Annotated in this window: 14 protein-coding genes; 10 read left to right on the top strand and 4 right to left on the bottom strand. The window is 64.4% G+C overall.

Features of this window, described 5'->3' with window-relative positions; translation table 11 throughout:
- From KBA48_RS21030 to KBA48_RS21005, 6 genes are all read left to right on the top strand, one after another.
- The coding region (locus tag KBA48_RS21030; protein ID WP_292910034.1) for a prohibitin family protein at positions 1-881 on the top strand (881 nt) is incomplete at its 5' end.
- An 18-nt stretch (positions 882-899) separates the two neighbouring features.
- The gene (locus tag KBA48_RS21025; protein WP_292910032.1) at positions 900-2,258 is read left to right on the top strand and encodes a substrate-binding domain-containing protein; all 1,359 of its coding nucleotides are present in this window, start codon (positions 900-902) and stop codon (positions 2,256-2,258) included.
- 54 nt (positions 2,259-2,312) lie between these two features.
- Positions 2,313-2,900 carry a YcjF family protein gene (locus KBA48_RS21020; RefSeq protein WP_292910030.1) on the top strand — a complete coding sequence of 196 codons (588 nt, stop codon included), beginning with the start codon at positions 2,313-2,315 and terminating at the stop codon, positions 2,898-2,900.
- A gap of 233 nt (positions 2,901-3,133) precedes the next feature.
- A complete protein-coding gene (locus KBA48_RS21015) occupies positions 3,134-4,135 on the top strand; it encodes a LacI family DNA-binding transcriptional regulator (RefSeq protein WP_292910028.1) in 1,002 nt (333 codons plus the stop codon).
- A gap of 60 nt (positions 4,136-4,195) precedes the next feature.
- Positions 4,196-5,524: a histidinol dehydrogenase gene (gene hisD, locus KBA48_RS21010; RefSeq protein WP_292910026.1), complete on the top strand. Its 1,329-nt coding sequence runs from the start codon at positions 4,196-4,198 to the stop codon at positions 5,522-5,524.
- Positions 5,448-6,290, top strand: a complete 843-nt coding sequence (locus tag KBA48_RS21005; protein ID WP_292910024.1) for an SDR family oxidoreductase — start codon at positions 5,448-5,450, stop codon at positions 6,288-6,290. The genes hisD and KBA48_RS21005 overlap by 77 nt, the downstream gene beginning before the upstream one ends.
- A 72-nt stretch (positions 6,291-6,362) precedes the next feature.
- Here KBA48_RS21005 and pepF read toward each other — a convergent pair whose 3' ends face one another.
- Positions 6,363-8,276 carry an oligoendopeptidase F gene (gene pepF / locus KBA48_RS21000; RefSeq protein WP_292910022.1) on the bottom strand — a complete coding sequence of 638 codons (1,914 nt, stop codon included), beginning with the start codon at positions 8,274-8,276 and terminating at the stop codon, positions 6,363-6,365.
- A 166-nt stretch (positions 8,277-8,442) separates the two neighbouring features.
- Here pepF and KBA48_RS20995 point away from each other — a divergent pair, with 166 nt between their 5' ends.
- The 4 genes from KBA48_RS20995 (at position 8,443) to ftsE (ending at position 11,939) form a co-directional block, all read left to right on the top strand.
- Entirely contained in the window at positions 8,443-9,366 is a 924-nt protein-coding gene (locus KBA48_RS20995) for a 4-(cytidine 5'-diphospho)-2-C-methyl-D-erythritol kinase (RefSeq protein ID WP_292910020.1), read from the top strand.
- A gap of 139 nt (positions 9,367-9,505) precedes the next feature.
- Entirely contained in the window at positions 9,506-10,036 is a 531-nt protein-coding gene (gene moaB / locus KBA48_RS20990; RefSeq protein WP_292910018.1) for a molybdenum cofactor biosynthesis protein B, read from the top strand.
- Positions 10,037-10,221: 185 nt separating this feature from the next.
- Positions 10,222-11,067 carry a hypothetical protein gene (locus KBA48_RS20985; RefSeq protein ID WP_292910016.1) on the top strand — a complete coding sequence of 282 codons (846 nt, stop codon included), beginning with the start codon at positions 10,222-10,224 and terminating at the stop codon, positions 11,065-11,067.
- 173 nt (positions 11,068-11,240) lie between these two features.
- Positions 11,241-11,939 carry a cell division ATP-binding protein FtsE gene (ftsE, locus tag KBA48_RS20980; RefSeq protein ID WP_292910014.1) on the top strand — a complete coding sequence of 233 codons (699 nt, stop codon included), beginning with the start codon at positions 11,241-11,243 and terminating at the stop codon, positions 11,937-11,939.
- On the opposite strand, the gene pgeF is transcribed toward ftsE, so the two are convergent.
- Genes pgeF through lgt form a run of 3 tightly spaced genes read right to left on the bottom strand, consistent with a single transcriptional unit; the run spans position 11,940 to position 14,643 of the window.
- Entirely contained in the window at positions 11,940-12,704 is a 765-nt protein-coding gene (gene pgeF, locus KBA48_RS20975) for a peptidoglycan editing factor PgeF (protein ID WP_292910013.1), read from the bottom strand.
- Positions 12,701-13,816: an SAM-dependent methyltransferase gene (locus KBA48_RS20970; RefSeq protein ID WP_292910012.1), complete on the bottom strand. Its 1,116-nt coding sequence runs from the start codon at positions 13,814-13,816 to the stop codon at positions 12,701-12,703. The genes pgeF and KBA48_RS20970 overlap by 4 nt, the downstream gene beginning before the upstream one ends.
- Entirely contained in the window at positions 13,813-14,643 is an 831-nt protein-coding gene (gene lgt / locus KBA48_RS20965) for a prolipoprotein diacylglyceryl transferase (RefSeq protein WP_292910010.1), read from the bottom strand. Before lgt ends, KBA48_RS20970 begins: the two co-directional genes overlap by 4 nt.
- Positions 14,644-14,687 lie beyond the last annotated feature (44 nt).

Here is a 14,687-nt window from a genome sequence, read left to right as displayed (position 1 = left end):
TTGGTGGCGGCACGGACACGACGCAGCTCTATGGCGAAGGCGTTCACGTCATCTCGCCGCTGGACCGGATGTACATTTTCGATGGCCAGATCCAGGTGGAGGAGGAGAATCTCGACGTTCTGTCCTCGGATGGGCTGAAGATGGTGGTCAATGTTGTCTACCGTTTCAGCCTGAACCCGCCACAGATCGGCGATCTCGCCAAATATGTCGGCCCGAATTACAAGAAGAAGCTGGTGTCGCCGCAGGTCGCCTCGCTGGCCCGCAACATCTTCTCCGACAACTCGCCGGAGGAGATATTCTCGGCGCGGCGCCAGGATATAGAGGATACGCTGACCGCCGACGTGCAGAAGCGGCTGGACACGATGTTCAAGCCGGCTTGGCGGGAGGGTCCGGCCGTACCGTTCGTGAAGGTGTGGGACGTGCTGATCCGTGGCATCACCCTGCCGCCGGCCGTGGCCAAGGCCATTGAGCATAAGAACGAGGCGAAGCACACCAACGAGGCTTATGATTACCGCCTGATGAGCGAGGCCAAGGAAGCGCAGCGCAAGCTGATCGAAGCCGAAGGCATCGACAAATTCCAGCGCAAGGTGGCGCCGGGCCTGACCGACAATTACCTGCGCTGGGAAGGGATACAGGCCACCAGGCATCTGGCCAATTCCCAGAACAGCAAGGTCATCGTCATCGGCGGCGGTGCCGGCGGGTTGCCCGTCATTCTGGGCAATCTGGACGATGGCAAGCCGGGAACGCCCGCCAAGGCGGCGGGTGACGCGGGGAGCGCCAAGAAAGCCGAAGTCCATGATGCTGTCCCGGCCAAACTGCCGGCCGTTCTGCCGCAAATGGCGGTATCTCCGCCGCCGGCCGACCACCGCACCGGGCCATAGGCGAGGGAGGCCCATGGCATGCGGATAGACCGTCGAACCATCGTCACCGGCCTTCTGGCCTCGCTGGGTGCCATTTCGGCGAGGGCACAGCCCAACCATAGGCGGGGGCTGCATACGGCGGACATGCATGAGGAGGTGCTGCTGCGAGTCGGTGGGGCCGAGGCGTTCGGCAACCTTGTCTTGCCACGGATCGCCGTCAATCTGCTGCAGCTTCGCGGCGCCAATGATATCGAAATTCTTCCCGCCGAAGCGCCCTGGACCATCAAGGTGCGCGGCCTGATGCTGCCCGACACCATGGTGTCCATCCTGATCCGGGGTTCCACCACCCAGGAGGGCTATGAATGGCTGCTGGCGCAGAAGATCGACATCTGGATGGCCGCCCGCCCTGCCGCCGACGCGGAGATCAGCGCGCTGTCCGCTGCCGGCAAAGTCATGGCCAACCGCGTGGCCCGTTCCGCTCTGATTGTGGCGGTTCACCCGGAAAACCCCGTTTCATCCCTGTCCCATGACCAGTTGCGAGAGATCTACACTGGCCGCATCACCGATTGGCGGCAGGTGGGCGGCCCCGCCGGGCCTATCAATCTCTATGGCGGCAGTTCCGGATCGGCCCTCACCGCCACCTTCTCCCATTTCTTCTATGGCCAGGACCCATCGTTACCCCAGGTCCGGCAGATGCCGCTGTTCGTGGATTTGGAGAAGGCGCTTGCCGGTGACAGGTATGGCATCGGATATCTTCCCCATGATTATGAACATGGGGTGAAGCCGATTCCCCTGACCATCGATGGCCACGTGACCTCGCAGCCCGACGCCTACGGATTGGGAACCGAGGATTACCCCCTGGCCAATTCGGTGTTCTTGTACCGGATCGAGAAGCCAGGCATGGATATCGCCGAAGCGCTGGTCCGGGAAGCCCTGTCGCCGCGGTCGGAATATATCCTGTCCGTCTTGCGGTTCCAGGCCGCCGGCCCCCGCCTGCTATGGCCAACCAATCATCCTCAGCTTCCGGCCCGGTCCGGCATGTCCGAGACGACGACGAATTGTGTCCGCGTCAACATAACGGTCCATTTCGAGGCGGATGAGGATGCATTCGATCCGGCGGCCCGCCAGGATTTGGACCATCTGATCCGTTATCTTCGCCGGCTGTCGATTTCGACCCGGGAATTGGTCCATGTCTGCTATTGTCAGGACACGGGCGATCCGGAAGCCAACACGGTGATCTCTCAACGTCTGGGCGAGATTTTCGCGGCGGCGTTGGAAGATGCCAACTTCACGGCGGGTCAGATTGTGCCGTTCGGGGCGACCCTGAAGCTTGCCAGCGACGCAACATCCGCGGGCCGTCGCGCCAATCGTCGTGTCGAGACCTGGATCAGGCCTTGACGGATGTACCTGCTGCAATCATGAGTATTGCAATGTCGTAGTTCGGAGGTGGTCATGGCTGATGAAGTGCATAACGAAGCCGACAATAGTGCCGAATCCACCGCTCCGGCACCGGATACCGGTTCTGCGGTGACGGAGACGGTCGTGACGCCTTCGGCGAACGAATTGCTGGCCCTTGAGAAGGTCCGCCATTACATGGGCTGGTCCGTTGCGGGCGGTCTGGTGCCCATCCCCGGCCTTGATGTGGCCGCCCTTTTCGGCGTGCAGCTCAAGATGCTGTCGGAGATCGGCAAGGTTTACGGGGTTACTTTCCGGCGCGAACAGGTCAAGCGACTGGTCAGTTCCCTGGTGGGCAGCTTTGGATCGGTTGTCGCCGCACAGGTGACCGGATCGGCGATCAAGCACATCCCGGTCGTCGGCACCATTGCCGCCGCCTTCTGGCAGCCGGCGCTGGCCAGCGCGACCACCTGGGCCCTGGGCAAGGTTTTCATCCAGCATTTTGAAAAGGGCGGCACCTTCCTGGATTTCGATCCGGAAAAGGCGCAGTCCTATTTCCGGACGCAGTTCGAAGCGATGCGTGCCGCCACCAAGGGCGCTCCCAAGGAAGAAGCCCCGAAGGAAGCCCCCAAGGAAGCTGCATAGTTTCCCCACGGGGCGCTGTCCCGCTGCTTGAAGTAGCGGGCACCCGGCGCCCATGATTTCCGACAAAAGCCGCCATCGGCCATCCGGCCGGTGGCGGCTTTTGTGTGTCTGGCGTCGTCCCCGCCCGGCCGGCGCCGCCGTCCGTGTCCATGAAGAGCGTCGATCCGGGGCAGCTTTGAGCTTAAGTTGCAATGGTGAAGCTCCACTGTCGGCAACAGGATCACGACACGACGATGGTCAACTCATCCCCACCGCGCCCGCCCACGGCCCATGATGTCGCGCGTCTGGCCGGCGTCTCCCAATCGGCGGTATCGCGTGCCTTTACCGAAGGGGCCAGTGTTTCGGCCAAGATGCGGGCGAAGATCGTCGCCGCCGCCAATGAACTGGGCTATCGGCCGAATATCCTGGCGCGCTCGCTCAACAAGCAGAGTTCCAATGTGGTCGGGGTTGTGTTCGGCCATTTCGACAATCCGTTCTTCACCCTGGCCCTGGATCGTTTCGCCGAGCAACTGGCGCTCAACGGTTTGCGCATGCTGCTTTTCACGGCAGGGCCCAACGCCACCGTCGACGAACAGGTTTCCGAGCTGTTGAGCTATCAGGTCAGCGCGGTGATCCTGATGGCCGTCAACCTGTCCTCCACGCTTGCGGCCGAATGTGCCCGGTCCGGCATACCGGTGGTGATGTTCAACCGCACGGTGGAGGATGATCATGCCGCCTTCGCCGTGACGGGCGACAATGCCGCCGGGGCTGCCGCCATCGCGGAACGGTTCGTTGCCACGGGCCGGCACCGGATCGCCTTCATGGCGGGATATGATGACAGTTCCACGAGCCGGCAGCGGGAAGCGGCCTTTCGGGACACCCTGTCCCGTCTGCGCATGCCGGCGCCGCGTCGTGTGGTCGGCCATTACAGCCGGGCCGGTGCGATGGAGGCGACGCGCAGTCTGTTCAGAACCACCGCCGACCGCCCGGACGCCCTGTTCTGTGCCAATGATCTGATGGCCATCGCGGCGATCGAGACCATGCGTGCCGAATTCGGGGTGGTCATCGGCCGGGACTGTGCCGTTGCCGGGTTCGACGACATCCCCATGGCCGCGTGGCCCAGTTTCTCCCTCACCACCTACAGCCAACCGGTCGAACGGATGGTGGCTCATGCCGTGGCCTTCATATCCGGTGATGCGACCGGCGCCAGCCATATCGTTGTGGGCGGGGAACTGGTCCTGCGCGAAAGCGCTTGATCCCGCCACCGCATAGCGCTATGGAGTTTTGCATACGTATGCAAAACAGGGAGCGGCGTGATGGCCCATTATCTGAAACGGGGGGCGGCGGCCGAGGTGAAGGCCAGCCATGACCGGGCGGTAAGGGATACGGTCGAAACGATCCTGGCCGATATCGAAACGCGCGGCGATGCGGCGGTGCGCGAATTGTCGGTGAAATTCGACAAGTGGGATCGCGAATCCTATCGTCTGACGTCTGATGAAATCCAGGGCTGCATCGATCAATTGAGCAGCCAGGACCTCAAGGACATCGAATTCGCGCAGGCGCAGGTCCGCAATTTCGCGAAGATCCAGCGCGACAGCATGAAGGATGTCGAGGTGGAGACGCTGCCCGGCGTGGTCCTGGGCCATCGGCACATCCCGCTGAACGCCGCCGGCTGTTACGTGCCAGGCGGCAAATATCCGCTGCTGGCGTCCGCGCATATGAGCGTCATCACCGCGAAGGTCGCGGGCGTGCCGCGCGTGGTCACCTGCGCGCCGCCGTTCCAGGGTAAGCCGGCGCCCGCCATCGTGGCCGCGCAGGCCCTGGCGGGTGCGGATGAGATCTATTGCCTGGGCGGTATCCAGGCCGTGGCCGCCATGGGGCTGGGCACCCCGTCGATCCAGGCGGTCGATATCCTTGTCGGTCCCGGCAATGCCTTTGTGGCGGAGGCCAAGCGTCAGCTTTACGGCCGCGTCGGCATCGACCTGTTCGCCGGCCCGACGGAAACGCTAGTCATTTGCGACGAGGTGGGGTGTGACGCCGAACTGGCCGCCACCGACCTTCTGGGACAGGCCGAACATGGCCCTGACAGTCCCGCCGTGCTGGTGACCACATCGGAGAAGCTGGCGCGCGAGACAATGGCGGAGATCGAAAGGCTGCTCACCATTCTGCCAACGGCCGACTATGCCCGCAAATCCTGGGAAGCCTTCGGCGAGGTCATCGTCGCCGACAGCGACGAGGAGATGGTGCGCATCGCCGATCAGATCGCGTCGGAACATGTGCAGGTGATGACGGCCGATCCCGACTATTTCCTCACGCACATGACGAATTATGGCGCGCTGTTCCTGGGCGCGCGCACCAATGTCAGCTTTGGCGACAAGGTGATCGGCACCAACCATACCCTGCCGACGAAGAAGGCCGCCCGCTATACCGGCGGTCTGTGGGTCGGTAAATTCCTGAAGACCTGCACTTTCCAGCGGGTCACGTCGGATGAGGCCTCGGCCATGATCGGCGAATATTGCTCCAGGCTCTGCGCGCTGGAGGGATTTGCCGGCCATGGGGAGCAGGCGAATGTCCGCGTCCGCCGCTATGGCCACCGCGAGGTGCCTTATGCCGGCCGTGCTGAACCCCTATTGGCGGCGGAATGACATGCAACTGCCCAGGATGCCCGGTTTTCGTCTGGATGGTCGGCGCGCGCTTGTAACGGGCGCCGGCCGGGGTATCGGGGTCGCGTTGGCGGCGGCCCTGGCTGAATCCGGTGCCGATGTCACCTTGGTGGCCCGAACGGCGCAGGATGTCGAAACCGCCGCCGCCGCCATCTGTGCGGCGGGCGGCACGGCACGGGCGGCGACGCTGGACGTCGCCGACATCGCGGCCGTCGCCGCCTTTTTCGACAGCAGGCCCGCCTTCCATGTGCTGGTCAACAATGCTGGCACCAACCGGCCGAAATCCATGATGGAGGTATCGGAAGCCGATTATGACGCAGTTCTGAATCTGAACCTGAAATCCGCCTTCTTCGTGGCCCAGGCATCGGCCCGGCGGATGATTGCGGAAGGGGTTGCCGGCAGTCTGATCCATGTCGGGTCGCAGATGGGCCATGTCGGCGGACCCAACCGGTCCCTGTATTGCGCGTCGAAATGGGGGCTGGAGGGCATGAGCAAGGCGTTCGCCCTTGATCTGGCCCGTTATTCCATCCGTTCCAACACCCTGGCCCCAACCTTCATCGAAACGCCGATGACCCGGCCTTTCCTGGAGGATGCGGCCTTCCGGGACAGCGTCCTGTCAAAGATCAAGCTGGGCCGTCTGGGCACGGTCGAGGACCTGATGGGGGCCGCGGTGTTCCTGGCCTCCGACGCCTCGGCCCTGATGACGGGCACCAGCCTGGTGGTCGATGGCGGGTGGACGGCGGAATGATGCCGGCGGCCTGAACTCCTGACTATTTGTCCGGAGTTCAGGCCGGCCTGGCACCGACGCCGCCAGAGTGTGTTACTCGGCCAGCAGCTTTTCCATCTGGTCCATGGTGGCGTCCATGCGGCGCACCAGGGCCTGATAGGGGGCCGGGGTGGCCATGTCCAGCCCAGCCTTCTTCAGCAGCGGATAGGGATATTCGGACCCGCCGGCCTTCAGCACATTCAGGTAATTGTCCCGCGCCTTGGCGCCGCCCTTGGAAATCTGCTCGGCGAAATAGGTGCCGGCGGAAATCGACGTGGCATACTGGTATACATAGAAGGGACGATAGAAGTGCGGGATGAAGGCCCATTCCGCGCAGTACTTCTCATCAATCTTCATCACGCCTTCGGCGTCGCCATGGTACTTTTTCAGCAGGCCGCAATAGATGTCCTTCATCTTGGCACCGGACAGGGCCTCGCCACGCTCCACCGCGTCATGGGTGGCCAGTTCGAATTCGGCGAACATGGTCTGGCGGAAGAAGGTGCCGCGCAGGTTCTCCAGCGACTGGCCCAGATAGAACAGCTTTTCTTGGCGGGTCTTGGCCTTGGAGACCAGATAATCGGTCAGCAGCATCTCGTTCGTGGTCGACGCGATTTCCGCCATGAACAGGGAATAATTGGCCAGTTCATAGGGCTGGGTCTTCTGTGCCAGGGCCGAATGCATGCCGTGGCCCCATTCATGGGCATAGGTCGACATGGAGTTATAGTCGTCCTGATGGTTCAGGAAGACATAGGGGTGAACCCCATAGGTGCCCCAGTGATAGGCGCCGCTATCCTTGCCCTCTGACGGGTAGACATGCATGCTGCGCTGCGACGTCAGGTCGGCCAGCATATCGACATAGTCCTTGCCCAGCGGCTTCACGGCCGCCAGCGTCGTGGTACGCGATTCGTCCAGGGTGAACTTCTTGTCCAGTTCCACGACCGACGGATAGATGTCGTAGTAATAGAGGTCCGGCAGCTTCAGCATCTTCTGCCGCAGCTTGAAATAGCGGTGCAGGGTCGGCAGACCCTTGTTCGCTTCGGCCACCAGGGTGCGGTAAACCGTTTCGGGGATGTCGTTATTGGCCAGCGACGCCGCCACGGCGGTGGGATAACCGCGCAGCTTTGCATCAATGGTCCCGGCCTGAATGGCGGCGCCCAGCGTGTTGCCCATGGTGGTGGCGTACTGGCCGAACTTGGTCCAGAACGTGTCGAACACGGCCTTGCGTACCGCGCGGTCGGCATGCTGGCGCAGCGACTGGTACCCGGACTGGTTCACCTTGCGCTTGTTGCCGTCCGGCAGGGTGATTTCCGGCCAGTCGATATCGGCATTGGCAAGCGCGGAATAGGTGTTGCTGGCGGCCCCCAGGACCGGACCATAGGCGGCAAGCGCTGCCTCCGTCTCCTGCGTCAGGGTATGGGCCTTCAGGCGCAGAATGTCGTTGAGGCGGAATGCATGCTTGGACAGGCCGGCATCGGCCTTGATGAAGGCGCCGATCTTCTCCGCCCCCACGGCCTGGATTTCCGGCGACAGCCAGGCGGTGGCCGATTGGGCCTGTGCCGACAGGGCCTGGGCCAGGCTCCAGCGTTCCTGATAGGCATCGTTACGGGTATCGGTCGAATATTGCAGATAGGCGTAGACCAGCACCTTCTCCACCGCGTGCCCAACCTCCGACATGCGGTCCATGGCGGCGCGCAGGGTGGCGGCGTCCTTGCCCATGGTGCCCTTCAGTGCTTCCAGCGAGGGCAGGTCGGCCAGCGCCTGTTTGCGGCCGGCATCCCAGGCGGCGTCATCCTTGAAGATCGGCGTCAGGTCCCAGACATTGCGCGGGTCGGTCTGGGCCGGGGCGCTGGCTGCCGGCTTTGCGTCCTGGGCCATAGCGGCCCCCATCGGGGCCAGGGCGGCCACCAGGGCGATGGCAGAGGCGCCCAGCAGGCGGGCGAGATGGGAACGATGGTGATGCTGCTTCATGTTGTCCCTGTCCGTTCGGGGGCCGTGTCGCGATGTGGCGCCGGCCGTTGGCGGGACTGTTATAAATCGGCGGCTTATTCAGGCCCGGCGGAAAATTGTAACGGGGTGGTTTCAATGCGCGGCCTCTGCCAGAATGCCACGGCCGTAACCTTCGGACGCCGCCATCATGACCGTCATCCGCGCCTATGCCGCCGCCAAGCTGAACCTGTACCTGCATGTGCTGGGCCGGCGCGAGGATGGGTATCACCTGCTGGACAGCCTGGTGGCCTTTGCCAGCGCACATGATCTGGTGGAGGTGGAAAGCACGCCCTATTTCAGCCTGCAGCTTCACGGCCCCAATTCCCTGCCGCTGCTGCTGGAGGATACGGACAGCAATCTGGTGACCAAGGCCGTGAAGCGGCTGGCGGACGCGCTGGGCCGGAAACCGCATGTGACGGTCAAGCTGACCAAGAACCTGCCGCTGGCATCCGGCATCGGCGGCGGATCGGCTGATGCGGCGGCGGCGCTGCGCGCGCTGTGCGCCTTGTGGGATGTGCCCGTGGATCATCCGGAGGTCACGGCGCTGGCCGCGAAGCTGGGGGCGGACGTGCCTGTCTGTGTCGGTTCCCGCACCGCCTATTTCGGGGGGACGGGCACGGAGCTGTCGCCGGCGCCGGAACTGCCGGAGGATTGCTGGGTCGTTCTGGTCAATCCCGGCGTATCCATGCCGACGCCTGCCGTGTTCGAGGCACGCAACGGCCCCTTTTCCAGCCCCGCCCGGCTGACCACATCCTTTACCGATGTCCGCGAACTGGCGGCCTTGTTGAAGGATGGGCGGCGCAACGATCTGGCCCCGGCCGCCGAACGGCTGAGCCCCGTCATCACCCAGGTGCTGGCGGCCCTGGATTCGACGACCGGCTGCCTTCTGTCCCGCATGTCGGGCAGCGGGGCCACCTGTTTTGGCCTGTATGTGGATTTCGACCATGCCGTGGCGGCGGCCGAACTGCTGTCGGCATTGCGGCCGGGCTGGTGGGTGCAGCCGGCCGCCCTGTTGAACGATCTGTCAGGCCTGGAAATGGAGGAGGGCGCAACCCTTCTGGACTGGCCGTAATGACCATTTTGCCCTCAGGCGCCGGGCGCCGCCATCCGGCGGCTTGGGCTTGCGCGCCACGGGGCGCGGGCTGCCCGTCGGCAGCCCGCAGCGGTCATCCGATGACCGCTGCATTCATGAGCCGAGGAGTGACAACACCATGTCCCGCATTGACGAATCCCGCCGTTTCCTGCCCGTGAACATCGCCGTGCTGACCGTGTCGGACACGCGTGGCCTGTCGGATGACAAGTCCGGCGACACGTTGGTGGAGCGGTTGACCAGCGATGGCCATGTCCTGGCCGGCCGCGCCATCGTGCGCGATGATGTGCGCGCCATTGTCGATCAGTTGCGTGTCTGGATCGACGATCCCACTGTCGATGTCGTCATCTCCACCGGCGGCACCGGCCTGACGGGCCGCGACGTGACGCCGGAAGCGTTCGAGAGCCTGTTCGAGAAGACGATCAACGGCTTCGGGGAGATGTTCCGCATGCTCTCCTATCAGAAGATCGGAACCTCCGCCCTGCAGTCGCGCGCAACGGGCGGGGTGGCCAAGGGCACCTATCTGTTCGCCCTGCCGGGCAGCCCCAGCGCCTGCCGCGACGGCTGGGACCTGATCTTGAAGTGGCAGCTCGACAATCGCCACCGCCCCTGCAATCTGGTCGAACTGATGCCGCGCCTGCAGGAGAAGTGAGCGGGAGCGGCTTTTCCTGTTTTTCGCCGATTTCATCTAAAATCACCGTGTCACCGCCCGGCGGCATTGAAGGTGGAGGCGAAAACGGGTAACGATTCCGCCGCTGCGAAGGCGGTGGGTCGGATGCGTTCCCGATCCCGTTTTCGCACTGGGATATTCAAGGCTGGGCGCAGGAGAGAACTGGCATGACGCGGACCTTCATCTCGATGGCGAAGACGGGTGGGCAGGGCAAGACCCTGACGGCCCAGATGCTGGTGCTTCAGCACGAGCAGAAGGGCGTGCCCGTCAAGCTGGCGGCCGCGGACAGCGACAGCCTGAACCAGCGGTCCAAGTTCGGTCGCCTGTTCCGCAACGTCAAGGAACTGGGCATCGGTGAGGACCTGACCAAGGTCAAAAGCTCCACCGACCCGAATCTGGCCATCAAATATTGGGACGAGTTCGGCCGTACCGTGCTGGAAGGTGGCTACATCATCGATGTGGGCGCCAATGTCGCGGCGGAACTGTTCGCCTGGGCCGAGGCGCGTAATGCCGGTTCCCTGCTCCGACGCCGCAATTCCCCGCCCATCGATCTGGTGGTGACCACCAAGGCCGAAAGCCAGGCGATTGAAGATGCACGCGGCCTGATCCAGTACAGCTTCGACAAGAATGAGTGGCTGCCCATCGGCCGCCGCTATGTCGTGCTGAACGAGGTGTCGGGCGGCTTCGGCGCGTATGAGAACGACCCCAACTTCAAGCGCCTGAAGGCCTATCAGGGCATGGGTGTGCATGTCGTCACCATGAAGCGCTGTGAAAGCGACATCTGGACCCTGCTGGAACGTGAGCTGATCTCCGTCCGCGAGGCGCTGAAGATGACCGAGGTCGATCTGGAAAAGCGCTTCGGCATCGATGTCTGGACCGGCCATGGCGGCCTGACCGACCTGAAGTCCTGGGCCGACGAGACGCTGGCCTCGTTCGAAAAGGTGGGTCTGGTGCCCGTGCGTGACAGCGGCCATCATGACGGGGTGGAGGCCGTGGGGGCCGGCTGTTCCTGAAAGGAACCGGACCCGGCGCCAGAGCCTTTGCCGCCGGTCACACCGCCGCCTGCACCGGTGCCGCCACGGCACCCACCGCAGCCGGCGGGACGGCATAAGAAGAAGCACCGGAGATGAAGCAGGCCCCGCTTCCCGCACTGGGACGGGGCCAATTTCTGAAGGAGGATCACGGTTTGGTCCGTTTCGAAAATGTCGGGCTGCGCTACGGCAACGGGCCGGAGGTGCTGCGCGACCTCAGTTTCGAGCTGGCACCCGGGTCCTTCCAGTTCCTGACCGGCCCCACGGGCGCCGGCAAGTCCAGCCTGCTGAAGCTGCTTTATCTTTCCGAACGGCCTTCACGTGGGCTGATCACCCTGTTCGGGGAACCCTTGTCCAAGGTGCCGCGCGACCGGCTGCATGAATTGCGGCGGCGCATCGGTGTGGTCTTCCAGGATTTCCGCCTGCTGGACCATATGAGTGCCTATGACAATGTCGCCCTGCCGCTGCGCATTGCGGGCCATGGGGAAAAACACATCAAGGAAGCCGTTACCGAGCTGATGGAATGGGTCGGCCTGTCGGACAAGATCAACGCCCTGCCGGCGACCCTGTCGGGCGGGCAGAAACAGTTGATCGCCATCGCCCGCGCCGTCATCACCAGCCCGTCCCTGATCGTGGCGGACGAACCGACCGGTAATATTGACCGCGACATGTCGATGAAGATCATGCGGCTGTTCATCGAACTGAACAAGCAGGGCACGACTGTCATCGTCGCCACCCACGACTGGCCCCTGATCGACAAGATCAAGCGCCCCATGCTGGAACTGTTCGAGGGCAAGCTGGCCGAGGCGTCCTGGTGGCTGAAGCCGGGGGAAAGCCTGGAAGAGCCGGTTTGATCACTCCAGACAGATGGCCGACAGCCCCCGCCCGTAATCCGGCTCCTGGCGCAGGCAGGCGCGGCGGTAGCTGAAGAACAGGTCTTCTCGGGCCAGCGTGTCCAGCCCCGTCGTTTCCACCTGCCCGATGCCGGCCGCGCGCAGCCGTCCGGCGACATAGCCGCCAATGTCGAACATCCAATGGTCGGCCCGGGTGGACGGTCGGAACAGGCTGGCGTGACCGGTATCCAGCGTCAGGAAGCGATCGCGGAATTCCGGCCCCACCTCGTAACTGTCCCAGCCGATATGGGGCCCGATACCGGCCAGGATGCGGTCGCGCTGGGCGCCCAGGGCCAGCATGGCGTCGACCGTAGCCTCCAGCACGCCCATCACGGCGCCCTTCCAGCCGGCATGAGAGGCGCCAATGACGCGGGCGACCGGGTCCACGAACAGGACCGGCACACAATCCGCCGTCAGGATGCCCAGCGCGATGCCAGGCCGATCAGTGACCAGCGCATCGGCCTTGGGCGCGGCGCTGTGCGGGAACGGTTCCGTTACCGTCACCACATCGGGGCTGTGAACCTGATAGACGGTGGTCAGCGCCGGGGCGGGAACGCCCAGCAGTTCCATGGCGCGCGCGCGGTTGGCCGTGACATTGGCGGGGTCATCGTTCGACCCATAGCCACAATTCATGGCGGCCAGGATGCCGCTGGACACACCGTCGGTGCGGGTGAAGAACCCGTGCCGAAGGCCGGGAACGGCGGACAGATGGTCGAGGGTGATCATGGGCTGTCTCCCGTCGGGGCCGTGAAACCGGCCGGCACGGGGGCCGCCGGATGGGTGATGGCAATGGCGCGGAACAGGCGTCCCATGCTCTTTGTTGAGGTCAGCCGGGTCAGGGCGGCGTGGATATCCGCCTGCTGAGCCGGTGTTGCGCGGGCTGACAGTGACGCGGCGCGGGCCTCTATCCCCAAGGCCCGCAGCAGGCTGCCCTGTTCGACACTGTTCCCGACGCCGGGATGCACCCGCGCCCCGGCCTGTCGCGCCGCCTGGGCCAGGGCCGTGAAGTCGACATGGGCCGTCAGGTCGGCGCTGCCGGGATCGTCCAGCACGGAGACGGGGCGGTGGGCACGCAGGGCCTGCAACGTGTCGCCGATGGCCGGGCCGTCATAACCGTAATCGATGACCAGGGCCGCCCCTGCCTGTTCCGACAGGCGCCGCCCGATCTCCGCCGCCACGGCGATGCCGGCGGGGCAGGTCTCGGCAATGGCGCCCGGCGGGATCTCCGCCTCCCGGTGCAACGGCGTCAGCAGGGCGCCACCGGGGCTGGGGTCAAAGGTGAAGGCAAGCTGCCCGGCCGGATTCAACCCCACCTTGCGCTCCGCCCAGCCCGCGGGCGTGCGGATGAACTGCCGGATGGGCAGGGCGTCGAAAAATTCGTTGGCGACCAGCAGCATGGGGCCTTCGGGCCCATCCGTCAGGCTGTCATGCCATGTGGGGTTGAACGCCGCCAGGGCCGCCGCCTGCCGGTCCCGCAAGGTGGGGCTGGTTTCCACCAGATGCAGGCGGATGGCGGCATGGAAGCCGGGGACCCGCGCGGTGGCACGCAGTGCATCGGCCATCAGGGTGCCGCGCCCCGGCCCCAGTTCCACCAGATGCACAGGCTCGGGACAGCCCTGGTTGATCCAGCAATCGGCCAGCCAGACGCCCACCATCTCCCCGAACATCTGCGATATCTCGGGCGCGGTGGTGAAGTCGCCCTCGGCGCCCAGCGGGTCACGGGTGATGTAATAGCCATGCTGCGGATGGCCCAGCGCCTCGCCCATGAAGCTGGCGATGCTGATCGGGCCGGTCAGTGCGATGCGCCGGACCAGCAGGTCGTGCAGCGCGCCGGTCATTTTGTGACGGCGGGCGCCGGGGCCGGCACCGGTTTGCCGAACGGTGCCCGCAGTACCATCCAGACACCGATGATCAGCATGGGTACGGACAGGATCTGGCCCATGGTGGTGCCGAAGGCCAGGAAGCCCAACTGTGCATCGGGCTGCCGGAAGAACTCTCCGATCAGGCGGGCGATGGCATAGCCGATCAGGAAGATACCCGACAGGGTGCCGGTCCGGGTCCGGACAGCGGGGATGCGGGCCAGGAAAAAGATCACGATGAACAGAAGAACGCCTTCCAGCCCGGCCTGATAAAGCTGGCTGGGGTGACGGGGCAACTGTGCATCGTCGGTGGGGAAGATCATGGCCCAGGGCACATCCGTGGGCCGCCCCCACAATTCCGCATTCACGAAATTGGCCAGCCGGCCCAGCAGCAGCCCCACCGGCGCGGCGCAGGCCACAAGATCGCCCAGCGCGAAGGGAGAGAAGCCGCGCCGCCAGGAGAACAGCAGTATAGCGACGATGACGCCCGTCAGCCCGCCATGGAACGACATGCCCCCATGCCAGACGCGCAGCGCCTCCAGCGGGTCCTGGATATAGGTGTCGAGATTATAGAACAGGATGGAGAACAGCCGCCCGCCGATCAGGATGCCGCCCGCCGCCCAGACGACAAAATCGCCCAGGTCATCCTCGGTGGGACGCAGCCCGCTGTTGCGTGCCAGCCGGTTGCAGTACCAGAGCGCAAACGCGATGCCGGCGGCATAGGCCAGCCCATACCATTTGATGGAGATCGGTCCCAGTGCCAGGGCGACGGGGTCCAGATCGGGGAAGGGGATGGCCAAAATCATGCGAAATCCCGTCACGTTCCATCCCCGGCGGGGATGGCGTGACT

It is taken from the genome of Niveispirillum sp. (assembly GCF_017996735.1).
In the GTDB taxonomy this organism is placed as follows: Bacteria; Pseudomonadota; Alphaproteobacteria; order Azospirillales; family Azospirillaceae; genus Niveispirillum.
The sequence above is the reverse complement of the archived record's forward strand: the minus strand, read 5'-3'. Positions and strand labels throughout refer to the sequence as shown.